This is a genomic window from Bradyrhizobium sp. P3_C3 (assembly GCF_056402655.1).
Map to the genome: position 1 here is coordinate 142,780 of NZ_JBFUGY010000006.1, position 24,108 is coordinate 166,887.

A 24,108-nucleotide genomic window follows, 5' to 3' on the forward strand; every position below is an offset into this window, starting at 1 on the left:
CGCGCCTGCCATCGCCCGCGCAACCCGCAATTTGCATGGCGCATATGATTTGTTCGATACGCAGCTCAAGCCGCGAAGGTCGACCGCAAGCGCCGCCAGCCGATGACGATGCCGGTGACAGAAAATGCCAGCCCCAGCAAGCAGAGCCCGACGACCAGGATATCGCGCAGACGCGGATGCGCCATGAGAACGGGAAAATCGAGCGTGTGAAGCGCGCTATAGAACCAGCGATGGGCGCGCCGCGAGGCATCCAGTCTTTGCAGCACGCGGCCGTCGGCACCGTCGATGTCGAACCAGAGGTCGCCGCATCGGGAGCGATAGACGGGCGCTCCGGGGACAGCCGAGTGCGCGAGATAGTCGTCATTGTCGGCTAGAACGGACGGGGCGCCGCAACCCGGCGCAAGGCGCGTCGTCAGGTCATGGACATCCTTCTCGCCGAGGAATGCCAGCTGCCGGCTGCGGCTCGCCTCCTCCGTTTTGGTTAAGGTCTGACTGGCGAGGCCGATCCGGTCGCGCCGGTAGACAACACCGTTGACGTCGAACCATTCGACTTCGCTAGCCGATGGCTGACCGACCGGTGGGGCCGTCGTCCAGTCCGGCGCGGCATACACCACGCCTGCTTCGGTCGGGGTCAGCTCCCCGCGCGAGAACAGCCGGCCGTGATCCATCGAGAGCCAGCCACTGAAACTCCAGGTCAGTACGAAAACGGTCGCGACGAGACCAATGATGTGATGCAGTGCGTGCCAGCCGCGATAAGGCGACGAGACCCGACGCCCTCGAATCCTGATCCTGGTAATTCCGAGCACCGCGCCGAGCGTCGCGGCGATAAAAGCCACCAGCGACAATGTCGAGACCACCTGATCCCAAAGGGACCAGTTGCTCCTCAGGACCGTCGGATAGATCCAGTGCAGGACGCTGCCGGCCAAATTCCACCCGCGCTCGCTGCGGGTCGTATCCAGCACGACTTCGCCGGTGCGCGAGGAGACATAGACCTCGGTTCCGGCCGCATCGCCAAGAGCGACGCGCAACAGAGGCCGGTGTCGATCAAAGCCGTTGGGTACGCTCCATTGATCATAATCCGCGCCCGAAGTCATCGCCGCCCGCGCGGCATCGAGCCCGCGTTGCCGGGCATGATCCCGCGCGATACCGACCGCGACGTCGACGGACGTCACCGATGCATCCCGTCCGTCGGAGGCATGGACCGCGCGCACACGCGACGGGTCCGACACGACATAGACCGGCCCGTCGCTCCGCTGGACCAGGCGAACGCGCGTGGCGTCCGCGACCCCGCTCGCGGCGACGGCATCCGCGACCGCAATCCTCACCTCTCCGCCAGCCACCGGCGCGAGCCCGGAAAAACGTTCCGCTTCCGTCAACGACGGAAACGGGACGAAGTGCATCACGATTCCGCTCGCGAACCACATCGCGAACAGCAGGCAGAACGCGATCCCGAGCCAGCGATGCAGCAGCACGATCGCGTTCATCATGTGGTCAGCGCCCTACCATTTGAACGCGGCCGAGAGCTCATAGGTCCTGGGCGCACCGAGCAGGATCTGGTCGGGATAGAACGGATCGCCCCAGATCGCGTAGCGCTTGTCGGTGATGTTGCGCACGCGGAAGCCCAGACGGGCCTGGTCGACCGCGTTGAACACCGTCTTCGGGATGTCGACGAAGGCGTAGACGTCGGCGACGGTGTAGGCCTTCATCGTCACGACGTTGGCATCGGTGTTGTAGCGGTCGCCGACATAGCGGCCCGTGATGCCGAGCTCCACCGGCCAGGGCGTGAAGAACCGGTACGACGCACCGGCATTGGCCACGACACGCGGCACGTTCGGCGGCGTGTTGCCGGAGAACGAACCGCCGACGAAATTGTAGTCGGCGTAGCGCGCATCGACATAGGCGATGTTGCCCCAGAGCCGCAGGGGCTCGATCGGCCGGATGGCCGCAGCGAGCTCGACGCCCTTCGACTCCTGCCGTCCCGCGATGTTGAGCTGCATGCCGCCAGCCGCCGCATAGACGTTCTTGCGCTGGATATCGTAGGCCGAGAACGACCATTCCGCCCTGTTGTTCCACAACAGATGCTTGACGCCCGTCTCATAGGTGCGCGAGGTCGTCAGGTCGAGCGGCTGGGCTGGCCCAAGCAGGAAGATGTTGTTGGCTGAGACATCAGCACCGGTCGCGTACTGACTGAAGAAGGTCAGGCCGGGAACGGCGTCCCAGGTATAGCCAATGCGCCCCGTCGTCGGGACCCAGGACTTCGAGAACGGGAAGTTCGCCTTTTCCAGCCCGGCGGCGTCGGTCGAGTTGCGGTCAAGCCCGATATGCTCGACGCGGAGGCCGCCGACCAGCGCGAAGGTTCGCGTGAGCTTCACCCGGTCCTCGAACGACAGCGCCTCGTTGTCGATGCGCGCGGTCTGCTGCTGCGTCGTGAGCAGGCCGTAAAGGCCACGGTCGGGATTGACGAGCGAGACGTAATCGTCCGGGAAGTTGGCCGCGCCCGGCCTGACGAAATCGAGATAGCTGGACGAAAGTGTCGTGACCAGGCGGTTGTCGAAGCCTGCGATATTAGCGTCCCAAATCAGGTCGGTAATGTTGCCGACAAGGCGTTGGCTATGTGCAACATAGAAGCGCTCGCGATCGACCATGTTCGAGTTGGGCAGGCCCGTACTGGCATTGAAAGCCTCGATCTCGTTGTTGAACCAGGTACGCTCCGCGCCATAGGCATAGGCTTGGCTCTTCAGCGTCAGGTCAGGCGCCAGCTTCAGTTCGAAGCCGCCGCGCAGCCACACCTCTTGTGCCACGTTGCGGTTGTCGAGAACGTTGTAATTGGTGTTGAAGGTACGATCGTCGATCGTGATCGCACCGAGATTCGTTTTGTTGAAGTTCGAGACGTAATTACCCGAAACAATGCCGCTCGTCGCATGCGAACCGCTGAAGGCGATCGGTACCAGCGGTGCGCCCCAATAGGCCTTCGAGCGATCTTCCCGGTACTCGATCGCGCCCCAGATCTTGAGACTGTCGGAGATGCGGTAATTGAGCTGGCCAGACACATCCAGCGTCTTGGTATTGGTGTCGTCGGCAAAGCCATTGAGCGAGGCGCGGCTGATGTCGAAGCGGTAGTCGAGCCCCTGCAAATTGGTGCTGCCGCCCGAGCCGTAATGGACGCCGAACGAGTTGAGCGAATCCCAGGAAAAGTCGGCTTCATTCCGGATCGGCCCGGTGTGTGGCTGCTTCGTGATCAAGTTGATTGCGCCACCGGCGGCACCTTCGCCCGACATCAGCGAGGCCGGGCCTTTCAAAAATTCCACGGCTGCGAGATTGGCCGTATCCGTGATCCGCGAGGTCATGTTCTGCGGACCGATCTTGATGCCGTTGTAGAGCATGTTGATCTGGCTGTTGGTGAAGCCACGCATGGAGAAAGCCGCGGGCTCGGCCGGATTGTCGCCGGAGGTGACACCGACCGCGCCCTGCGCAACCTCCGACACGGTGCGATAGCCCTGCTCCCGCATGGTCTCGGCCGAGATGACTTCGACGGTCGCGGGTGTCTCCTGCACGGTCAGGCCGAGGCGCGAGGCGCTCTCGGCAACCACATTGGTGTTGAGCGGCGTCTGCGCCGCCGCGGTCGGCACGACGGGCTTGGCCGCGGCCGATGCGGCCGCTGGCCTGCGCGATGCTGCGCGGCGTGGGCTCTGCGCGTCCCGGGCCGCCGGCTTTGCCGGTTTGCGGGATTGGGCGGGCGACACCTCGACCGGCGGCAGCGGCTCGCGGGCCTGCTGCGCCAGCGCTGCGGGCAGATCGGCGACTGCRAATGAAGTAAGCGCGGCGGAAGCGAGCAGGAAGCAACGCGGTCGTACAAGACGAATGGAAGACACAGTTCGGGACCTCGGTATGACGTCAGTGGCACGTCACAGCGAACCAGGTCCCACCTCCGGCCTTTGAGCCTTCCGATGAAGCCGAATGTCTGTACTCCCCGACCGACATCTTCGCGTGTGACCACGGCTGACGGCAGGTCTCCTGGCTCGCGGGTCAGTACCTTGCATCGCCTTCCCGGGACCGAGATACCCAGTGGCTCGTGACGCAAGATTCGCCGCTTACAGTTGCGGGGGCAGCCGCGGCATTGGGGACAAAATCCCCGCACCGCATTCCCTTTTCATCCCCACTCGGGGAAACCGTCAAAGCCATCTAGGATTACCAACAAGACAGAGTCAATGTGCCGGTACGACGTTATTACCACAGCGACCAACTTCCTTGGAGATAGGCATGGAAGGCGAGACCTTCCTCTGGCTGATACGGCATGCGCCCGTCGACGGCGTCAAAGGGACGATCCACGCGGCCGACGCGCCCGCCGATCTCGGCGATCGCGTGCAACTGGAGGCGTTGCGGCAGAGGCTCCCGCCAGATGCTGCGAGCTTTGCGAGCCCGGCGCGACGCACGGTTGAGACGGCGCGCGCGCTGGGACTCGAACCCGCGTTGGTGCCCGAATTTGGCGAGCAGGATTTTGGCGACTGGACCGGCCGGCGGCATGACGGGCTCGCCGCGACCGGCGGCGAGGCCTATGCGCAGTTCTGGAGCGATCCGGCGCACGCGCGGCCGCCGGGCGGCGAAAGCTTTGAGGATCAGGTCGCGCGTGTGCGGCTGGGTCTCGCGCAAATCGGCGCCGGCTCAGCAACGCTCGTCGTCCATTCCGGCACCATCCGCGCCGCACTCTGCATTGCGCTGGACCTGACACCACAAGCGGCCCTGCGCTTCGTGATCGATCCGTTTTCACTGACCCGGATCGACCGGCTCGCCACCGGCTGGCGCGTCGTCGCGGTCAATCAGCGCGCGGCTTGAGCCGGGTCAGGCCGGGCGATCCGGTACATTGGCCTGCGCGAAGGTCGCCATGCCGTTGTGAAGGCTGCACGCGAGCCGCACCAGCGGCAGCGCGATGGCCGCACCCGATCCTTCGCCGAGCCTGAGATCGAGGCTGATCAACGGCTGCACGTTCAGCGCACGCAGCACCAGCCGATGCCCCTGCTCCGCCGATTGATGCGACGGCAGCAGGAATGGCTGGCACGACGGGTTCAGCCGCACCGCCGCCAGCGCCGCCACCGATACGATGAAGCCATCGATCAACACGGGAATGCGGGCTTGCGCAGCCGCAATGATGGCGCCGCAAATCGCCGCGATTTCGAGGCCGCCGACGGCGCACAGGATTTTTTCCGGCGAAGCGCCCGCAATGCCGTGATGCGCAATCGCCGCATCGATCACACCCGCCTTGTGCGCGCGGCCGGCCGCGTCGACGCCGGTACCGCTGCCCGCGATCTCCTCGGCACTGATGCCGAGCAGGCTCGCCGCAATCGCGGCCGACGTCGTGGTATTGCCGATGCCCATCTCGCCGAAGATCAGAAGATCGGGCCTGCCGGCTGCCGCGCGCGCGACTGCGCGCTGACCGGCTTCGAAGGCGAATGCCAGCTCCGTGGGGGTGAGCGCGGCTTCCACGCTGAAGTCGCGCGTGCCCCGGCGCGGCTTGTCGGTGACGATTCCGGCCATCTCCTCCTGCGCCAGCGTACCGGCGTCGACGACCTCAAGGTTTGAGCCAAGCTCACGCGCCAGCACCGAGATCGCGGCACCGCCCGAGGCAAAATTCGCCATCATCGCGATGGTCACTCCTTGCGGATAGGCCGACACGCCCTGCGCGACGATGCCGTGATCGCCGGCGAAGACGATGATCGGCACCCGCGCGGCGCGCGGCTGCTCGGTCGCTTGCAGGCCCGCAAGCTCGACCGCAAGCTGCTCCAGCCGGCCGAGCGCGCCGGCCGGTTTTGTGAGTTGCGCCTGCCGCGCGAGCGCCACCTCGCGATGGACAGCGGAGACATCTGGGCATTTCCGGGTGACCCAATCGGGGAGCATGCTGCCTCGCTTACGGCCTGCGCTTGAGAATGTAGCTGTCCATGATCCAGCCTTGCCGCTCGCGCGCATCCTGTCGCGCGGCGACGATGTGCGGGCCGATCTCGGCCAGAACGCCCGACATGACGATCTGATCGGGCATGCCGAGATAGGCGCCCCACCAGATGTGCAGCCCGGCTGGATCGAGCGACTGGAACGCGGTGCCGCCGTCGAGCATCACCACCACGGTGTCGACGCCCTGCGGCCAGCCGCCTTCGCGCAAGCGGCGTCCCGTCGTGACCAGGAAAGGCTCGCCGATGTCGTTGAGCGGCAGCGCATGCGCCGCGCACAGCGCCTGGATCGAAGTGATGCCGGGCACGACGTCGATATCAGGCAAGGGATCGAGCCGCCGCGCAATGCGCAGCGAGGAATCGTACAGTGAGGGATCGCCCCAGATCAGCAGCGCGACCTTGCCATCATCACCGAGCTGGCTCGCGATCGTCTGCGACCAGGCCGCGGCCACGGCATCGTGCCAATCGTCGACGCCCTTGTGATAATCCGCTTCACCGGCATCGCGCACGGGAAGGTCGAACTCGGCAATGCGCGTCGTTGGATTGGTGAGCACATCCGCGCAGATCGTCCGCCTGAGATCCGCGAGATCGGACTTCGCCCTCCCCTTGCGCGGGATCAGGATGAGATCGGCCGCGTTGATGGCTTGAACGGCGGCGCGCGTGAGCTGCTCGGGATCGCCGCAACCGATGCCTATCAGGGAGAGCGTGAGCATCGCGCGTGCAGGGGCGGCCATGACGGCCGCCCCTTGTCTCTTAAGCCGCGTTGTGCAGGCGCGGCGTGACGAGGCCGGGCGCGGTGACGCCGCGCAGCGACTTCGCCAGCGCCAGCACACCGAGATCGGCGAGCGGCTCGATCACGATGACGAGCGCGTAGGAGGCCGCAAAGGTCGCGATGTTGACGAGGTTGGTCGCACCGAAGCCCGAGCCATAGAGCGCCCAGAACGCGACCCAGGCGATGACGCCGGCCTGATACGTGGTCGAAAGCGCCAGCGCCTGGCGATACCTGAGATCGACATAGGCGGTGTTGCGGGCAATGATCCGCGCGGCGATCGCCTGGATCCCGAACAGCGGCACCAGCAGCGTGGTGACGTTCATGCCGAACTGCGGCAGATCGGGCGGCTCGAAGAAGATGCCCTGGAACAACAGTCCGAACGCAAGGCCGAAGGCCGCGGGCGCCGCCCCAAACAGCAGGAACAGGGTCGAGCCAAGGATGAAGTGCACCTCGGAGACGCCGACCGGGAAGTGCGGCAGGATCTCGAAGAAGACGAACACGAGGCCTGTGGTGGCGAGCGTCCGCGCCGCGAACGACGTGATGCCCTGCTCGCGCACGGTCTCGACCGCGAGCTTCAGCGCAACGCCGCCGACGGCGATGCCGGTTGCGTAACTCAACACGAGCTTGGCGCCCGATACGACTCCGGGTTCGATATGCATGGTTCAGTTCCTTCCTGCCGTCACACCCGACGGCCTTGGCCACAAGACATGCACGGCCGGTCTCCTGGCTCGCGGTTCACTGGGGTTCTCCGGCCTTCCCGGGCCTTGCGGCCCAGTGGCTGATCGGAGTCCCTCACCGCTTACAGTCGCGGGGGCGGCTGGGGTTTTGGGCGGCGCAACTGTCCGCCCACCCCCATTCCCGATTATGCTCCGGCGGTTTGCGCCGCCTCGAGCACCATGCGTCTCTTGTGTGCCCCCTTCGCCCGCCGGGCGTCAAGGGGCGAAGGGCGGCCGGGACGGTCATGACGGATAATCGCCCGCCAGCGCGCCGAACAGGATCACGGCGGCCGTCGAGGCAGCGCCGCCCCGCGAAAGCTGCTCGGCCAGCTCGGCAATGGTGGTGCGGACCAGCCGTTCGTCGGGACGACCGAGGGATTCGGCGAACAGCGCCGGGCTATCAGGGGCGAGGCCGTGCTCGATCAATTTTGCGACAAGCGCCGGGAAGGTACGCCGGCCCATATAGACGACGGTGGTCGCTTCGGGATCCGCCAGCGCCGCCCAGTTCAAATTCTGCGGCAGCTCGCCGGTGACATCGGCCCCGGTCACGAACTGCACCCGGCGCGAGGTGTGGCGCCGGGTCAGGGGAATGCCGGCTTGCGCGGCGGCGACACAGGCCGAGGTGATTCCGGGAATGATCTCGTAGCCGATGCCGGCTTCGCGCAGCGCCTCCAGCTCCTCCTCGAGCCGGCCAAAGATACCGGCATCGCCCGATTTCAGCCGCACCACACGGACACCGGCCGCGGCATAGTCGACCAGCAGGCGGTTGACGTGGTGCTGCTTGGTCGAGGGCCGCCCTGCTCGCTTCCCGACCGCGACGAGATTGGCGCCGGGCCGGGCCAGATCGAGGATCGCGCCCGAGGCGAGGTCGTCATAGAGCACGACGTCGGCATCGCGCAGCCGCGCCGCGCCTTTGAGCGTGAGGAGCTCGGGGTCGCCGGGGCCGGCCGAAATGAAAGTGACAAAACCGCTCACCGATCCTCCGCGATCAGATGGAAGAACGTGCCGGTGGCATGACCGCGGCGCGAGCCGGTCTCGGCGATGACCGCGCCTGTTGCATCGTGCACGACCGCCAGCGGCGTATCCGGCTGCGCGATAATCGTCGAATAGTGGAACTCATGACCGCGCAGGCGCGCGCCGGCCTGATGGCCCGGCATCGGCGCGGCGAGCGCAGCGAGACGATAGCCGAGATGCATGCGGCGCTTGGCAAAGCTCGTCTCCAGTCCGAGCAGGCCCGTCATCTCATGACGATTGCCGTCGGCGTCGGTCAGAGCGGTTCCCAGCACCATATAGCCTCCGCATTCGCCGTGCACCGGCCGTGTGTCAGCGAACGCGCGCAAGCCGCTGCGAAAGCGGGCATTGGCCGCGATCGTGCCGGCATGGAGTTCGGGATAGCCGCCGGGCAGCCAGCAGACATCGGCGCTCGCGTCAGGCGCTTCATCGGCAAGCGGCGAGAATGTCGAGATCTCGGCGCCAGCCGCGCGCCAGGCTTCCAGCATGTGCGGATAGATGAAGGAGAACGCGGCATCGCGGGCCAACGCAATGCGCTGCCCGGGCGGCGTCACATTGATGCCGCTTGCCGCCGGCTGCGGCGACCAGCCTGCTGCCGATCGCAGCACCGCATCGAGATCGACGTGTTCGGCGACGAAGCGCGCGGCTTCGTCGATCAGCTTGCCGATCTCGGCCTGCTCCTCGGCCTGCACCAGGCCGAGATGCCGTTTCGGCAGGCTGATCTCGGCATGGCGCGGCAGCGCGCCGAACACGGCGATGCCGGCGTCGTTGAGTGCACGCCGCACGAGATCTTCATGCCGCGGGCTGGCGACGCGATTGAGCACCACGCCGGCAAGCTGCACACCCGCGCGATAGTCACGAAGGCCTGCGGCGATCGCCGCCGCCGTCTGCGCCTGTCCGGAGGGATCGATCACCAGCAGCACCGGCCAGCCCAGCATCTCCGCAATGTCGGCGGTGGCGCCGGTGCCGGAGACGCCGCGCGCGGCGACGCCGTCGAACAGGCCCATCGAGCCCTCCGCGAGCACGACATCGGCATCAGTGCCGCGACCGACGAGATGAGCAATCGTCTCGCGATCCATTGCCCAGCTATCGACGTTGACGGAAGCGCGCCCCGTCGCAGCGGCATGGAAGGCGGGATCGATATAGTCGGGTCCGCTCTTGAAACACTGCACGTTCAATCCCCGATTGCGCCAGGCGCGCGCCAGCGCCAGCGTCAGCGTGGTCTTGCCGACGCCGGAGGCCGGCGCAGAGATGACGAGCCCTGCCGGCATCACGATGCCTCCGGAAAGCGCGGTTCGGCACCGACCGGCCGATAGCGGCGGTCGTAGTCGACGGCATAGAGGCGGCTCTCGTCAAAATCCGCAGCGCCGAGCGTCTTGCCAACCAAAATGAGCGCGGTGCGTTCCATCTCGGTGCCGACGGCCGCATCGAGCGTCGCCAGCGTGGCGCGAACGATGCGCTGATCCGGCCAGCTCGCGCGCCAGACGATCGCGACCGGGCAGTCCGCGCCGTAATGCGGCGTCAGCTCGGCGACGACCTTGCCGAGCAGATGGATCGACAGATGGATCGCGAGCACCGCACCGGTGGCGGCAAACGCCGCGAGCTGTTCGCCCTCAGGCATTGCGCTGGCACGGCCCGGCGTGCGCGTCAGCACGACTGACTGGGCAAGACCGGGCAGCGTCAGCTCGGTCTCCAGCGCGGCTGCTGCAGCCGAAAACGACGGAACACCCGGCGTGACCGTGTAGGGAATGCCGAGCGTGCGCAGACGTCGCAGCTGCTCCCCCATCGCCGACCAGATCGAGAGATCGCCGGAATGCAGGCGGGCAACGTCCTTGCCGTCGGCATGCGCGGCCGCGATCTCCGCGATGATCTCGTCGAGCGACAGCGGCGCGGTGTTGACGATGCGCGCACCGGGCGGGCAATGCGCCAGCACGCCCTCGGGCACCAGCGAGCCCGCATAGAGGCAGACCGGACAGGCCGCAATGAGGTCGCGTCCGCGCAACGTCAGCAAATCCGGAGCGCCTGGCCCGGCACCGATGAAGTGCACCGTCATGCGCCGTCTCCTTCCGCGATCGCGGCGGTCGCGGTGCGATCCCGCGAGACCGCCCGCGTCGCAATCAATCGCGCGCGAGGACCAGCGGCAACGAGCGCCGCGGCTTCAGCGACCGAGCCCGTGCCGAACTTTTCCGCGACGAGTTTTGACTGCGTCGGCGTGTGGATGTTGGCCAACGCTTCAGCCGAGACTGCCTTGATCGGCACACCGCATTCGCACGCGAGCTGCTTTAGCGCTTCAGCGTCGGCCTTGTCGCTGACAGTCGCGACCGCTGCGAGGCCTTCGAAACCACCGGCCGCAAGCAGCGCCTCGCGCAGCGAAGCCAGCGTGACATCCTTTTTGAATCCGAGTCCGGCGACTTTCATCGAACCGCACTCCATTGCACCACGGGCCGCGACGCTTCCCAGGACCGGTAGCGGCCGAGCGGCGCGGCATGGGCAATCTCGACCCGCATCAGTTCACCGCCGTGGCGCTGGTGCAGTTCGCCGAGCAGCGCTTCCGTCTCCAGCGTCACCGCATGCGCAACGAGCCGCGTCCCCGGCAGAAGCCGCGACCAGATGGCATCGAACATTGCGATATCGAGACCGCCACCGATGAAGACCGCGTCCGGCGCTTCCAGTCCGGCGAGAGCGTCCGGCGCGGCCCCCGTTACGATCGTGATCCGATGCGCCAATCCGAACGCTGCAGCATTGCTGCGGATATTCGCGGCGCGATCCTCGCGCGTCTCGATGGCGCTCGCCGTCCCGCCGCACAGCGCCCATTCGACCGAGATCGAACCCGAGCCGGCGCCGATATCCCACAGCCGCTCGCCGGGACGCGGCGCCAGCGCCGAGAGCGCCAGCGCGCGCACCGGCCGCTTGGTGATCTGGCCGTCGTGAATGAAGAGATCGTCTGACAGGCCGGAGCTGCGCGGAATGCCTTGGCCGCCCCTCGCCTCGACCGCTACTGCGACCAGGTTTTCGGCGAGACCGCCCACAAAGCTGTCGGCACGATGCTCAGCGATGCTCTCGCGCGACCCGCCGAGCGCGGCGAGAGTCCAGAATGCCGAGGCGCCCCACCCGCGCTCGCTCAGCCATTTGGCGAGATCACCGGCCGCCTTGCCGTCACGCACAAGGCAAATGATGCGCGCACCTCGGACCAGATGCGGCACGAGACGCTCGAACGGCGCGGCATGAAGCCCGAGACAGGCGATGGCTTCGAGGCGCCAGCCGAGCCGCGCGGCGGCAAGCGAGAAGGTCGATGGCGCCGAATGCGCGATCCACTCGATGGCATCGAGCTTCTCGGCGAGACTTGCACCCGCGCCGTGCCAGAACGGATCGCCGGAGGCGAGCACCACCGTCGGCCGCCCGCGGCAGCTCAACACGACCTCCGCGTCGAACGGCACCGGCCACGGGCGACCGCGCCCCTCCACATCAGCAAGCGCGAGATGACGCTCGCCACCAAAAACAGTTTCTGCCTTGGCAAGCGCCTTTCGGCTTGCCTCGGACAGCCCGGCAAGGCCATCTTCGCCAATACCGATGATGGTCAGCCAGGGATCAGCCATGACACGCGCCCTCATTCTGGGCGGAACCGCCGATGCGACCTTGCTCGCCGCGGAAGTCGCACGCGCGCGCATCGACGCCGTGTATTCCTATGGCGGCCGAACCCGCGCGCCCGCCGATCAGCCGCTGCCGACCCGCATCGGCGGCTTCGGCGGCGTGAGCGGGCTTGCCGACTATATTCGCCGTGAGCGCATCACGCATGTGATCGACGCCACGCATCCCTTCGCTGCCGAGATGAGCCGCCACGCGGTCCAGGCGTGCGCGCAAACGGGCACGCCGCTGATCGCACTCGAGCGTGCGCCTTGGACGAAGGCGCCTGGCGACAACTGGGTCGAAGTCGCCGACGTCACCGCCGCAGCCGCCGCGCTGCCCGAGACGCCCGCAAACGTGTTCCTCGCCATCGGCCGCCAGCACATCGCGCCATTCGCGAGCAAGCCAGAGCACACCTACACGCTGCGGTTCGTCGACCCGCCCGAGGCGCCGCTGCCCTTCGCTGCGGACGTGATCGTCTCGCGCGGGCCGTTCACGTTCGACGGCGAGCTCGAAATGATGCGCACGCGCGGCATCGCATGGATTGTCGCCCGCAATTCCGGCGGCGACGGCGCACGCGCCAAGATCGACGCAGCCCGGATGCTTAGCCTGCCCGTGATCATGATCGCGCGGCCAAAACTGCCCGAACGGCTGCGGGTTGAGAGCGTGGCCAAGATCATGCCATGGCTCGGTCATCGCGCCTGCCTCGGGGCATAGACCCAGCGGCCGACGCGGCGCGTCTGCGCATTGCCGACGATCACCAGCGTGCGCATGTCGGCCATCTCAGGCGTCGCTTCGTTCAGCGTGACGGTCTCGATCCTTTCATCGGCGGCGCTGATCGCGCGCGCGAAGATCACGAGGCGCTCGCCGCAGCCGGCGTCCTTCAACACCGCAAGCGCGCGGCCAAAACCCTCCGGCCGGTTTGCCGAGCGCGGATTGTACATCGCAATGGCAAAATCGGCTTCCGCGGCCAGCCGCAGGCGCTTCTCGATCACCGCCCACGGCTTGAGATTGTCCGAGAGATTGATCGCGCAGAAATCATGGCCGAGCGGCGCGCCGGCGCGCGCAGCCGCCGCCAGCATCGCGGTGATACCGGGTAAAACGCGAATGGAAAGCTCGCGCCATTGCGGCGCCTGTTCGAGCGCCTCGAACACGGCCGACGCCATCGCGAAGACGCCGGGGTCGCCGGAGGAGACGACGACGACCTGCCCGCCTTCGGCCGCGAGCCGCAGGGCCTCGCCCGCGCGCTGCAGCTCTTCGCGATTGTCGGAGGGGTGCAAGGTGAGCCCTGCCCGCGGCGGCACGCGCGCAACATAGGGCGCATAGCCCAGAATGTCGGTGGCGGCAGCAAGGGCGGCGGAGACCTCGGGCGTCACGAGCGCATCGCTGCCCGGCCCGAGGCCCGCGATGGTCAGCGTGCCCGTCATTCGGCGGCGTCCAGATGCCGGCCCTTGCCGTGCACGAGCACGATCGCGAAGTAAGGACAGTCGGCGGCATCGATCTCGGCGAGCCGCACCACGCGCTCGCCCGGCATGGTACCGCGCTCAACCAGCCAGGCATCGTCCAGCCGACCCGCGGAAGCCAGCGCGCGACGCACCTTTAAAAGATTGCGGCCGGTCTTCATGACGACAAGCGCATCGGAATCGCGCATGCGCCGTTCGAGCTCGTCTTCGGGAAGCGTACCCATCAGCACCGTCGTCACGTCGTCGCCAAGCGCGATCGGCCGGCCGACGCCGTTCCAGCAGCCGACCATGCCGGGAATCCCCGCGATCACCTCGATCTCGACACGGCCTTGCAGGCGCGTGTGCAGATGCATGAAGGAGCCGTAAAAGTAAGGATCGCCCTCGCAGAGCACGACGACGTCCACCGCACGTGCCAGCCGCGCCAGCCGCTCGGCCCATTCGTCGTAGAAGCCGGCGAGCAGCTGCACATATTCCGGGCTATCGAAAGCGAGCTCCGTCGTAACAGGATATTCCATTGCGTATTCGGTAACGTCGGAGGCCAACATGCCTTCGACGATCCGCCGAGCCTGTCCGGGCCGGCCCTTCTTGCGGAAATAGGCGACATGCTCCGCAGCCCGCACCGTCCGGTCGGCGCGCACGCTCATCATATCAGGATCGCCGGGGCCGAGACCGCAGCAGATGATGCGTCCCATGGCTATTCGCTCCGGCTCGCCAGTGCATTCACGGCGGCGACCGTGATCGCGGAGCCGCCGAGGCGGCCCTCGACTGTCAGCGCCGGCACCGGCGGATCGGCCATCAACGCAGCCTTGGATTCGGCCGCGCCGACGAAGCCGACCGGGCAGCCGATGATCGCCGCAGGGCGCGGGCAGCCCGGGTCCTCGAGCATGTTGAGGAGATGAAACAGCGCGGTCGGCGCGTTACCGATCGCAACGATTGCGCCGTCGAGATGCGGCCGCCACAACTCCAGCGCCGCTGCGGACCGCGTGTTGCGCATGGACTGCGCGAGCGCGGGAACGGCTTCATCGCCGAGCGTGCAGATCACGGCGTTGGCCGCAGGCAGTCTCGCGCGCGTAATTCCTTCCGAGACCATGCGCGCGTCGCACAGGATCGGGGCGCCTCTCTGCAAGGCGGCGCGCGCAGCAGTCGCCATGCCTGATGTGAAGCGGATATGCGCCTCGAGGCCCACCATGCCGGCGGCGTGGATCATCCGCACCACGACCTGCTCCTCGTCCGGCGTAAAGCGGGCAAGATCGGCCTCGGCCCGGATGGTCGCGAAGGATTGCCGGTAGATCGCCGCGCCGTCGGTCTCGTAGGTGTGCGGCATCAGTGGCCTCCGACCAGGATGGAGGGATCGCTGACGATGTCGGCGCCGTTGAGACCGCGCAGGACGGGTTCATCGCGGGTCGAGCCGTCGCGGACGAGATCGAAGCCGGCGCTGGTCGCAACCAGCGTCACCGCGGACGCGCCGGAACGCGCGCAGCCTTTGGCGCAGCCGGAGACGTGAAGGCGAGTATCGAGGGCGATGCGCGGCGCAAGGGCGGAAGCGAGCGCGCGGGTATCCGCATGCGCCTCGCGGCAACGCGGGGCGCCGCTACAAGCAATCACGCGCAACGCCGGATCGTAAGGCTCGGTGATGAGGCCTGCCCCGCTCGGCATCTCGCGCTTGCCCTCGCTCAGCACCATTCGCCATGGCGTCATGCGCAGCGCATGTCCGCAGCCGGAAAATTGATGGAGCGTCGTGTGCAGCATCTGCCCGAACGCGACGCCGACCAGGGCACCATGCGGATAGTGGCCGGGTCGTGACGCGGCCATGACCGGAGCAGGCTCGGTTTCGCCGCTCAACGACTGAGGCAATTCTGCGCCGGCCGCGATATGAGCCGCCATGCGCCCTCGCCCGCCCTTCGCGCCGCCGGACGAGATGAACCAGTTCGCGAGCGCGAGCGCCGTACTTACGGTCTCACCGCGCGCGACCGAGCGGCCCAGCCTTGCGCCATCGGCCCGCACCAGGAGCCGGCCGCCGTGATCGCGCTCGATGCGCACGTCGGCGGAGTCGCCGGCGAGTACGCGCGACTTTCCATCGTCGATGGCGAAGCCGAACTTTGTGGGGAGATCGAGCGTGCTGTCGGCGAGCGCTTCCTCAAGCTCCGCGGCGAGCGCCTGTGTCTCATCACCGCTGTTCCAGAACGGCGTCACCAAAATGTTGCGCCGGGCTTCGATGTCGGTATCGGGGTCGAGCAGCCGCAGCAACGCGAGTCCATCGAGCAGCCGGCGATGGCCTTGCTCGCTGACGCCTCTGATCTGGAGGTTGGCGCGGCTCGTCACATCGATGAGACCATTGCCGTAGCGTTCGGCGAGCTCGGCAAGACCGGCGACTTGCGCGGCTTCAAGCCTTCCGCCGAACGGGCGCACGCGAACCACGAGCCCGTCGCCCGATTGCATCGGGCGCAACGCGCCGGGACACCAGCCCTTGATCGCGGCCGCACTCATGAAGCCTCCTTCAGCGCAGCCGCGATCGAATTGCGGCGCGTTCGCCAGAGCGAGGCTTCGTGCAGGCGTGTGAAGCAGGTCTCCATCGCGGCGAGCGCCGCCGGATTCTCGCGGGCCATGAAGCTGCGGACATCGGCGTCGCCGAGCGTCGCATCGTAGTAGAGATCGAACAGATGCGGCGGTACGGCGCCGGCCAGATGCGCGAAGGCGGCCATGTGCTCCAGCGTCGCGGTAATCTCGGCGGCGCCGCGAAAACCGTGCCGCATCATGCCGGCGATCCAGGCCGGATTGGCCGCGCGTGCACGGACGACACGGGAGATTTCCTCGGTCAGCGTCCGCGCGTGCGGCTGCTCGGGCCGCGTCGTATCGAGGTGATAGAGCGATGGTCCTGCCGCACCGAGATGCGCTGCAGCCGCCGCGATGCCGGCTTCATGTGCGGCATAGTCGGCGGCAAGCAGAAGATCGGTCTCCGGCAAGTCCTGGACGTGCACGAAAGCATCGGCGGATGCGAGCCGCGTCTCGATGCCGGCACGATCCGGCTGCATCGCACCGTCCGCCGAGAACGCCCAGGACGATGCCGACAGCCAGGCTTCGCCGGCGGCATCGCGCGTCTCGGCCGTGAAGGCATCCGGGATCGCGGAGAGGCCGACGCCGTATTGGCCGGGGCGCGGCGCGAACACACGCGAGGCGCGGTGACGATAGGGATTCTCGTCGCCCTCCTCCTCGCGCGTTGCGAGCGCCTCGGCGGCGGCCTCGAACAATTGCGCAAGGCCGGAGAAGACATCGCGGAACAGGCCCGACACGCGCAGCGTGACGTCGATACGGGGGCGCCCGAGCTCCGCCGGTGCGATGATGTCATAGCCGGTGACGCGGCCGGAGGCGTGATCCCAGCGCGGCGCAAGGCCGGCGAGATGCAGCGCCATGGCAAACTCCTCGCCGGCGGTCCGCATCGTCGCGGAGCCCCAGAGATCGACCACGAGGCCTTTCGGCCAGTCGCCGTGATCCTGCAAATGGCGACGCAGCAGCTCTTCCGCGAGCCTGATGCCTTGCGCATGCGCCGACGGCGTCGGCACCGCGCGCGGATCAACGGCAAAGAGATTGCGTCCGGTCGGCACCACGTCCTGGCGTCCGCGATACGGCGAGCCCGATGGCCCCGGCGCAACGCGCTGTCCCGCCAGGGCGGAACGCAACGCATCGCGCTCCGCATCGGCGCAGGCGCCGCGGCCGAACACGTGCAAGCCGTCGCCGAACTGGCTCTCCTTGAGATCGCAGACGAAGCGATCGATCCGTGGGATCGCTTCCGCCGGTGCTGCCGAGGCATCCAGACCAAGATCGTCCTCAAGACCCGCCGCACGCGCTTCGTCGCGAATCGCGGCGATCAGACGCTGACGTCGGGCGGGGTCGAGGCCATCGGCGGTCGAATATTCGTCCAGCAGCCGTTCGAGCCGGCGCAGGCCGTCCGGCACCACGGATTGCTCCAGCGGCGGCGGCAGATGGCCGATGGTGACGGCATCCAAGCGCCGCTTGGCCTGCGCGGCCTCGCCGGGATCGTTGACGATGAAGGGATAGATGACCGGGAGATCGCCGATCAGCGCTTCGGGCCAGCACGCGGACGACAGCGCCACGGATTTTCCGGGCAGCCATTCCAGCGTGCCATGCGCACCCATGTGCACGACGGCGTCGATGTCCTGCTGCCGGAGCCAGAGATAGAACGCGACATAGGCGTGGCGTGGCGTGCGGGCGAGATCGTGATAGTCGGCATCGCGCGTGGCGGCATCGCCGCGCTCGGGCTGAACCGCGATGATCGATTGGCCACTTGCGATGGCCGCGAATTGAAATGCACCGTCGCGACAGCTCGGGTCATCCTCCGGCGCGCCCCAGGCTTGCGCGAGATCATCCTGCAATGCTTGCGGGAGACGCGAGAGCGCGGCGCGGTAATCGGCGACGTTCCAGGTCAGTCGCTGCTTCAGCAACGTTTCGCCAAGTGCGGAGACCGGCACAACATCGAAGCCGGCCTCTGTCAGGTCAGACAGCAATGCCTCGACCGACGCAAGCGCATCGAGACCAACCGCATGCGCGATCTGATGTGGACGGCCCGGGTAGTTCGAGAGCACGAGCGCCACCCGCTTCTCGGCGACTGGCGTCTCCGCGAGGCGCCGCCAGGCCGCAACGCGCGCGGCGACGGCCTTCACGCGCTCCTCATCGGGCCGGTGCGCCAGATGCGAAAATTGCAGATCTGGGTCGCGCTCCGCGGCCGATTTGAAGCTCACCACGCCCGCGAACAGGCGGCCGTCGACCTCCGGCAGCACCACATGCATCGCGAGATCGCCGGGCGACAGGCCGCGCAGCGACTCTGCCCAGTCCTGGCGCCGCGCCGATGAGAGCGCGACCTGGAAGACGGGACACGATGCAGCATCGAACGGTGTCGTGCCGTCCTCGCCTATCGCCGAGAACGCCGTCGCGTTGACGATCGCGGCGGGAGGATTCGTCGCGAAATACGTCCGCAGCCAATCCGCAACGCCCGGAGCCTTCAGCGAGGTGACGAACACGCCGTGCGCGTCAAAGCCGCGCTCGCGCAGCGCCGCGATCAGGGCGTCGACCGGCCCGGTATCAGCGGCGGTGAGATAGGAACGATAGAAGGTCACGAGCGCGAGCGGCTTTCCCTCGCCTGTCATCGGCGCAGCAATGACGCCACGCGCGGGATCGTAAAAGCCCATCTCAGGCACGTTCATCTCGCCGACGACCGGGCCCGCGTAAAGGCCCGAGGCCAGCGCGAGCTGCGCAATCGCGGCCTGGGCTGCAACGGAACCGCCGGTGTCGCAGAGCACCTTGAGCCGGCGCAGCGTCGAAACCGGCAGGGTCGAGTAGGCATCGAGCCGCGTGTCGTCGCGGCCGTCGGCCGGCAGCACGGCCAGCACGATATTGCGGTCCTTCGCCAGCTGCTGCAGGGCCGCGAGCCCGTACGGCCAATAGGACTCACCGCCGATCAGGCGCACCAGGATGCCGCGCGCCTGCGACAGCGTGCGCTCGATATAGGTGTCGACCGACAACGGATGCCGCAGCTCCGCGAGATTGGCGAGCCGCAGCGACGGCAGACTGTTACGGCCGCGCCGCCAGCCGGCCGCGAACGCGGCAAGGTCGGAATCCGAGTACGAGAGCACCACGAGATCGGCCGGGTCCTGGCCGATGTCCCTTGGCGTCGCGGTCTCCTCGAGACCGCGGCTCTCGCGGAAGACGACGTGCATCAGATACCAGATCCTGAAAGCCCAAGTCCGACCTTGATCGCGGCCTCGTCAATATCGCCGTGCTCGCCGATCACGACGAGCTTCGACTGCCTGAGAGCTGCGCCCCAAGGCTTGTCGAATTGGTGGCGCACGCGCTCGCCGACCGCTTGCAGCAACAGGCGCATCGGCTTGCCCGCGACCGCGATATAGCCTTTGACGCGCAGCACGTTTTGCTCGCGCGAAAGACGCTGCACCGACGCGACCAGCGCGTCGATGTCGCTGATTTCAGGAAGATCGATCACGACGGAGGCGAAATCGTCGTGCTCGTGATCCTCCTCGCCGTCGTGATGCGAGGGGCGCGCGGCGAGATCGTTCTCTGCGGCAGCGCCGAGGCCGAGGATGACACGCGCATCGATCACGCCATCGGTGACGGATAGCATCGGCACGCGGCGCGGCATCTCGGCGGTGATGGCGGCTTTGGCCGCTTCGATCCCTGCGGCGCCCGCAAGATCGGCCTTGGTCAGCAGCACGATATCGGCGCAGGCGATCTGGTCCTCGAACACTTCCGACAGCGGCGTCTCGTGATCGAGATTTTCGTCCGCCGCGCGCTGCGCTTCCACCGCAGCCGGGTCCGGCGCAAAACGGCCGGCGGCGACAGCCTCGGCATCGGCCAGCGCAATCACGCCATCGACCGTGATGCGCGAGCGGATCTCAGGCCAGTCGAACGCCTTCAGCAGCGGTTTTGGCAGCGCCAAGCCAGAAGTCTCGATCAGGATGTGATCGGGCCGCACCGTCCGCGCCAAGAGCTTTTCCATGGTTGGAATGAAATCGTCCGCAACGGTGCAGCAGATGCAGCCATTGGCGAGCTCGACGATGTTTTCCTCGGGGCAGTTCGCGTCGGCGCAGGATTTCAGGATCTCGCCGTCGACGCCCTCGCTGCCGAACTCGTTGACGAGCACCGCGAGCTTCTTGCCGTCGGGGTTTGCGAGCAGATGCTGGATCAGCGTCGTCTTGCCTGAGCCGAGAAAACCGGTGACCACCGTCACGGGGACTTTTGCGAGCGAGTTCATTCGGCGGCCTCCGGCAACACGGCAATGGGGGGAATGCGGGCAAGCGACTGCTTGCGGAAGATTTCGGGACGGCTGCGCCAGGGCACGAGGCCATCGGGCGCGGCGGCATAGGCCGCAGCACCCGCGACCACGTCGCTCGCATGGGCCTCTGACAGGCGGCCATAGACATAGGACCAGCGGCCGGGCGCGCTGAGCGCAACCGAGCAACCCTGGCTGCATGCCGACAGGCATTCAACGGGAACCACATTGACGCCCTCGGGCACGCCGGCATCGAGGATCGCGCCATGCAGGCGCTTGCCGGGCGTCGTCTCACCCTCGTCGAGCGTCTGGCCGGCACGGCAGGTAATACAGACGTGAAGTGTGACGGTCATCGCCTCTTCCAGGATAAACAGCGGGAGGCGAAGAGGCACACGGACCATTCCCCCGAAGGTCCGTTTCCCCGTCGCGGAACACCCCGTCCGCCGGTCCAAAACTCGTCCGCGCTGGCAGGTCTCCCGGCTTGCGGAGCAGGGCTTTTGGCCCTTCGATCCCCGCCTTCCCGATCCCCTGCGGGGGATCAGTGGCCTCGGGCATCTCTCCGGTCACGGTCGCGGGGGCGGCTGCAGTTTGGAGCCGAATCTTGTCGATTCGGACCCTATCGCATTCCCTCTTCGCCTGTCATAGGACAGGAACCAACGCCGGGCCACCATTTGCCCCCGGCCGCCTCTTGTCAAGCCGAAGGACCCTGTCAGATGACGCCTGAACCGGATACCCAAACGGCCGAGGAAACCGAAGCCCGCCACGCCGCGAAAATGGCGAAAATCAAGGTCGCCCGCGACAAGATCATGGCGACCAAGAGCGGCGAGAAGGGCCTCATCATCGTCCACACCGGCGCCGGCAAGGGCAAGTCCTCCTCCGCCTTCGGCATGATCGTCCGCTGTGTCGCCCATGGCTTCCCCTGCGCGGTCGTGCAGTTCATCAAGGGCGCCTGGGACACCGGCGAGCGGCGCCTGCTCACCGGCCATTTCGGCGAGCTCTGCCAGTTCCATGCGATGGGCGAAGGTTTCACCTGGGAGACGCAGGACCGCGCCCGCGACATCGCCGCAGCACAGGCCGGCTGGGCGAAGGCCAAGGAGCTGATATCAGATTCCAACCTGCGCATGGTCGTGCTCGACGAGATCAACATCGCGCTGCGCTACGACTATCTCGACATCGCCGAGGTCGTCGAATTCCTGAAAACGCACAAGCCGCCGATGACGCATGTCGTGCTCACCGGGCGCAACGCCAAGGACGAGCTGATCGAGATCGCCGATCTCGTTACCGAGATGACGCTGGTCAAGCACCCCTTCCGCTCCGGCATCAAGGCGCAAGCCGGCGTCGAGTTCTGAGCACGGCCCCAGGTTCTGAAAACACCATGGCGCGCGCATTGATGATCCAGGGGGCCGGCTCGGACGTGGGCAAGTCGCTCATCGTCGCCGGCCTCGCCCGCGCGTTCACGCGGCGCGGCGTGCGCGTGCTGCCCTTCAAGCCGCAGAACATGTCGAACAACGCGGCCGTGACCGTCGACGGCGGCGAGATCGGTCGCGCCCAGGCGCTGCAGGCGCTGGCCGCCGGCGTCGAGCCGCACACCGACATGAACCCGGTGCTGCTGAAGCCCGAAACCGATGTCGGCGCACAAATCATCGTGCAGGGAAAGCGGATCGCGACCGCGCGCGCGCGTGAATATGCGGCGATGAAACCGTCGCTGATGGGCGCGGTGCTGGAAAGCTTCGAGCGGCTGAAGGCGCGCGCCGATCTGGTGCTGGTCGAAGGCGCCGGCAGCCCGGCCGAGGTCAACCTGCGCAACGCCGACATCGCCAATATGGGCTTTGCGCGCAAGGCCGACGTGCCCGTCGTGCTGGTCGGCGACATCGACCGCGGCGGCGTCATCGCCCAGCTCGTCGGCATCAAGACGGTGATCGACCCCGACGATGCCGCGATGATCGAGGGTTTCGTCATCAACAAGTTCCGCGGCGACCCCTCGCTGTTCGACGACGGCTACAAGCTGATCGAAGCGAAGACCGCGTGGCGCGGCCTTGGCGTGCTGCCCTGGTTCGCGCGCGCCGGCGAGCTGCCGGCCGAGGACGCGCTGGGCCTGAGCGACGCGCGCAAGCCCGGCCAGTGCAAGATCGCCTGCCTCGTGCTGTCACGGATCGCCAATTTCGATGATCTCGATCCGCTGAAACTCGAGCCCGGCGTCGATCTCGTGATGGTGCGGCCGGGCGAAGCCATCCCCGGCGATATCAGGCTCGTCATCATCCCCGGCTCGAAATCCACCCGTGGCGATCTCGCCTTCCTGCGCGCGCAGGGCTGGGACATCGATCTGCTGGCGCATCACCGCCGGGGCGGCCATGTGCTCGGGCTCTGCGGCGGCTATCAGATGCTCGGACGCAGCGTCGCCGACCCCGACGGCATCGAAGGCCCCGCCGGCGACACGCCGGGTCTCGGACTTCTGGACGTCGCCACAATGATGAGCCCGCAGAAGACGCTGACGCGCGTCGCGGCCGTGCATGCCGCCACGGACCAGCCGATCGAGGCCTACGAAATCCACATCGGCCGCACCGATGGGCCGGATCGCGCCCGCCCGTTTGCGAAACTGAATGGGGAGCCGGAGGGCGCGATCTCCAGCGATGGGCGCGTGCAGGGCAGCTATTTGCACGGCCTGTTCACCTCGGATGATTTCCGCAAGGCGTATCTCGCAAAGCTCGACATTCCGGCAGGTGATGAGCCTTATCATGCGAGAGTCGAGAGCGCGCTCGACGCCCTCGCCGATCACATCGAACTGCATCTCGACGTCGGCGGCCTGCTGGCGCTAGCGCGCTAGCGCCTCGGCAAGGCGCGTCCATTCGGCTTCGCTGCCGGGAAGCCCGAGGCGCAGCCATGCCGGCTGTTTCGCGAATACGCGCGACCAGATTTGGCTACGCGCCAGTTTCTCCTGCGCAGCAAGCGCATCAGGCGTCTCGTAGAGACGAAACAGTGGTGCACCGCCGACGAGCCGCCAGCCTTCCGACTGCACGATGTCGTCGAGGCGGGCACAGTCGCGTGCGAGCCGCGCTGACGTCGCCTCGGCCCAGGCGTCGTCACGCAAGGCGCGGCAGCCGATCGCGATCGCCGCTCCCGACACCGGCCACGGACCTGACGCCGCCGCGAGCTTGGCGATGTCGGCCGCATGGCCGAGCGCAAACCCAAGCCGCAGGCCGGCGAGACCATAGAACTTTCCAAACGAGCGCAGGACCAGCAATCCCGGTCGATCCGCCTCGGATGCGAGCGACAGCTGCGGGGCAGCATCGGCAAAACTCTCGTCGATGACGAGACGGCCGACGCGCGGCAGCAGCGCCAGCAAATCCTGTGGCGCAAAACGCCGGCCATCGGGATTGTTGGGATTGACGACGACGGCGAGATCCGCGCCCGCCAGCGCGTCGAGCTCGCCGACCTCCTGGACTTCCCAGCCTGCAGCCGACAAGACCCCGGCATATTCATTGTAGGTCGGCGCAAGGATGCGCGCGCGGCCGGCTGGCGCGAGTTGCGGCAGCAATTGAATGGCGGCCTGCGCACCGCCCATCGCGACGATCGGCGCGCTTGTGCCGTAAGCGTGCTGCGCGGCCAGATGCAGGCTCTCGATCTCCGCGCGCGACGGCAGCGCGTTCCATGCACGCGCACTCACCTCGCCCACGGGATAAGGCAGCCGGTTGATCCCGGTCGACAGATCGATCCAGTCTTCCGCGCGTCCGCCAAAACGCTGCTGGGCCAGATCGAGATTTCCACCGTGCTCGCGCATGCCCCG

Annotated in this window: 22 protein-coding genes and 3 riboswitches; of the genes, 4 read left to right on the top strand and 18 right to left on the bottom strand. The window is 67.1% G+C overall.

The features are described 5' to 3' along the window. Positions 1-65: 65 nt before the first annotated feature. The gene (locus tag AC1DW2_RS09480) at positions 66-1,487 is read right to left on the bottom strand and encodes a PepSY domain-containing protein (RefSeq protein WP_477005843.1); all 1,422 of its coding nucleotides are present in this window, start codon (positions 1,485-1,487) and stop codon (positions 66-68) included. A gap of 12 nt (positions 1,488-1,499) precedes the next feature. Next, positions 1,500-3,872 carry a TonB-dependent receptor gene (locus AC1DW2_RS09485; protein ID WP_477005844.1) on the bottom strand — a complete coding sequence of 791 codons (2,373 nt, stop codon included), beginning with the start codon at positions 3,870-3,872 and terminating at the stop codon, positions 1,500-1,502. Between the two features lie 115 nt (positions 3,873-3,987). Then, positions 3,988-4,189, bottom strand: a riboswitch (cobalamin riboswitch). 71 nt (positions 4,190-4,260) lie between these two features. On the opposite strand from AC1DW2_RS09485, the gene AC1DW2_RS09490 reads away from it, so the two are divergent. Then, the gene (locus AC1DW2_RS09490; protein ID WP_477005845.1) at positions 4,261-4,833 is read left to right on the top strand and encodes a histidine phosphatase family protein; all 573 of its coding nucleotides are present in this window, start codon (positions 4,261-4,263) and stop codon (positions 4,831-4,833) included. Positions 4,834-4,839: 6 nt separating this feature from the next. Here AC1DW2_RS09490 and cobT read toward each other — a convergent pair whose 3' ends face one another. The 8 genes from cobT to cbiT form a co-directional block, all read right to left on the bottom strand. Next, positions 4,840-5,892, bottom strand: coding sequence for a nicotinate-nucleotide--dimethylbenzimidazole phosphoribosyltransferase (gene cobT, locus AC1DW2_RS09495; RefSeq protein ID WP_477005846.1), 1,053 nt, complete (start codon positions 5,890-5,892; stop codon positions 4,840-4,842). Positions 5,893-5,902: 10 nt separating this feature from the next. Then, entirely contained in the window at positions 5,903-6,652 is a 750-nt protein-coding gene (gene cobF / locus AC1DW2_RS09500; protein WP_477005923.1) for a precorrin-6A synthase (deacetylating), read from the bottom strand. Positions 6,653-6,692: 40 nt separating this feature from the next. Further along, positions 6,693-7,370 carry an energy-coupling factor ABC transporter permease gene (locus AC1DW2_RS09505; RefSeq protein ID WP_063984424.1) on the bottom strand — a complete coding sequence of 226 codons (678 nt, stop codon included), beginning with the start codon at positions 7,368-7,370 and terminating at the stop codon, positions 6,693-6,695. Positions 7,371-7,407: 37 nt separating this feature from the next. After that, positions 7,408-7,625: riboswitch (cobalamin riboswitch) on the bottom strand. 45 nt (positions 7,626-7,670) lie between these two features. After that, complete coding sequence (cobA, locus tag AC1DW2_RS09510; protein ID WP_477005847.1) at positions 7,671-8,402, bottom strand: uroporphyrinogen-III C-methyltransferase; 732 nt, start codon at positions 8,400-8,402, stop codon at positions 7,671-7,673. Further along, positions 8,399-9,709 (bottom strand): cobyrinate a,c-diamide synthase, encoded by a 1,311-nt coding sequence (locus tag AC1DW2_RS09515; RefSeq protein ID WP_477005848.1) that lies wholly within the window; start codon positions 9,707-9,709, stop codon positions 8,399-8,401. The genes cobA and AC1DW2_RS09515 overlap by 4 nt, the downstream gene beginning before the upstream one ends. Further along, positions 9,709-10,491, bottom strand: coding sequence for a precorrin-4 C(11)-methyltransferase (gene cobM / locus AC1DW2_RS09520; RefSeq protein WP_477005849.1), 783 nt, complete (start codon positions 10,489-10,491; stop codon positions 9,709-9,711). The genes AC1DW2_RS09515 and cobM overlap by 1 nt, the downstream gene beginning before the upstream one ends. Further along, the gene (locus AC1DW2_RS09525; protein ID WP_477005850.1) at positions 10,488-10,856 is read right to left on the bottom strand and encodes a cobalamin biosynthesis protein; all 369 of its coding nucleotides are present in this window, start codon (positions 10,854-10,856) and stop codon (positions 10,488-10,490) included. The genes cobM and AC1DW2_RS09525 overlap by 4 nt, the downstream gene beginning before the upstream one ends. Continuing rightward, positions 10,853-12,034, bottom strand: a complete 1,182-nt coding sequence (gene cbiT / locus AC1DW2_RS09530) for a precorrin-6Y C5,15-methyltransferase (decarboxylating) subunit CbiT (RefSeq protein WP_477005851.1) — start codon at positions 12,032-12,034, stop codon at positions 10,853-10,855. Before cbiT ends, AC1DW2_RS09525 begins: the two co-directional genes overlap by 4 nt. Between cbiT and AC1DW2_RS09535 the strand changes: the two genes are divergently transcribed. Next, positions 12,033-12,779, top strand: a complete 747-nt coding sequence (locus AC1DW2_RS09535) for a cobalt-precorrin-6A reductase (RefSeq protein ID WP_477005852.1) — start codon at positions 12,033-12,035, stop codon at positions 12,777-12,779. The two genes, cbiT and AC1DW2_RS09535, sit on opposite strands and share 2 nt — an antisense overlap. On the opposite strand, the gene cobJ is transcribed toward AC1DW2_RS09535, so the two are convergent. Genes cobJ through AC1DW2_RS09570 form a run of 7 tightly spaced genes read right to left on the bottom strand, consistent with a single transcriptional unit; the run spans position 12,755 to position 20,677 of the window. Next, positions 12,755-13,489 (bottom strand): precorrin-3B C(17)-methyltransferase, encoded by a 735-nt coding sequence (gene cobJ / locus AC1DW2_RS09540; protein WP_477005853.1) that lies wholly within the window; start codon positions 13,487-13,489, stop codon positions 12,755-12,757. The genes AC1DW2_RS09535 and cobJ overlap by 25 nt on opposite strands. Then, positions 13,486-14,217: a precorrin-2 C(20)-methyltransferase gene (locus AC1DW2_RS09545; protein WP_071915457.1), complete on the bottom strand. Its 732-nt coding sequence runs from the start codon at positions 14,215-14,217 to the stop codon at positions 13,486-13,488. Before AC1DW2_RS09545 ends, cobJ begins: the two co-directional genes overlap by 4 nt. Before the next feature lie 2 nt (positions 14,218-14,219). Beyond that, entirely contained in the window at positions 14,220-14,849 is a 630-nt protein-coding gene (locus AC1DW2_RS09550; protein ID WP_028148467.1) for a precorrin-8X methylmutase, read from the bottom strand. Beyond that, a complete protein-coding gene (cobG, locus tag AC1DW2_RS09555) occupies positions 14,849-16,012 on the bottom strand; it encodes a precorrin-3B synthase (RefSeq protein WP_477005854.1) in 1,164 nt (387 codons plus the stop codon). The genes AC1DW2_RS09550 and cobG overlap by 1 nt, the downstream gene beginning before the upstream one ends. After that, positions 16,009-19,257 (bottom strand): cobaltochelatase subunit CobN, encoded by a 3,249-nt coding sequence (gene cobN / locus AC1DW2_RS09560; protein WP_477005855.1) that lies wholly within the window; start codon positions 19,255-19,257, stop codon positions 16,009-16,011. The genes cobG and cobN overlap by 4 nt, the downstream gene beginning before the upstream one ends. Further along, positions 19,257-20,306, bottom strand: coding sequence for a cobalamin biosynthesis protein CobW (gene cobW, locus AC1DW2_RS09565; protein WP_477005856.1), 1,050 nt, complete (start codon positions 20,304-20,306; stop codon positions 19,257-19,259). Before cobW ends, cobN begins: the two co-directional genes overlap by 1 nt. Beyond that, a complete protein-coding gene (locus AC1DW2_RS09570) occupies positions 20,303-20,677 on the bottom strand; it encodes a DUF1636 family protein (RefSeq protein WP_028148471.1) in 375 nt (124 codons plus the stop codon). Before AC1DW2_RS09570 ends, cobW begins: the two co-directional genes overlap by 4 nt. Positions 20,678-20,773: 96 nt before the next feature. Continuing rightward, a riboswitch (cobalamin riboswitch) is annotated at positions 20,774-20,997 on the bottom strand. 40 nt (positions 20,998-21,037) lie between these two features. On the opposite strand from AC1DW2_RS09570, the gene cobO reads away from it, so the two are divergent. Together cobO and AC1DW2_RS09580 are read left to right on the top strand one after the other, a co-directional pair. Continuing rightward, entirely contained in the window at positions 21,038-21,673 is a 636-nt protein-coding gene (cobO, locus tag AC1DW2_RS09575; RefSeq protein ID WP_477005857.1) for a cob(I)yrinic acid a,c-diamide adenosyltransferase, read from the top strand. Between the two features lie 26 nt (positions 21,674-21,699). Further along, positions 21,700-23,148 carry a cobyric acid synthase gene (locus AC1DW2_RS09580; RefSeq protein ID WP_477005858.1) on the top strand — a complete coding sequence of 483 codons (1,449 nt, stop codon included), beginning with the start codon at positions 21,700-21,702 and terminating at the stop codon, positions 23,146-23,148. On the opposite strand, the gene cobD is transcribed toward AC1DW2_RS09580, so the two are convergent. After that, positions 23,137-24,102: a threonine-phosphate decarboxylase CobD gene (gene cobD, locus AC1DW2_RS09585; RefSeq protein WP_477005859.1), complete on the bottom strand. Its 966-nt coding sequence runs from the start codon at positions 24,100-24,102 to the stop codon at positions 23,137-23,139. The genes AC1DW2_RS09580 and cobD overlap by 12 nt on opposite strands. Positions 24,103-24,108: the final 6 nt, after the last annotated feature.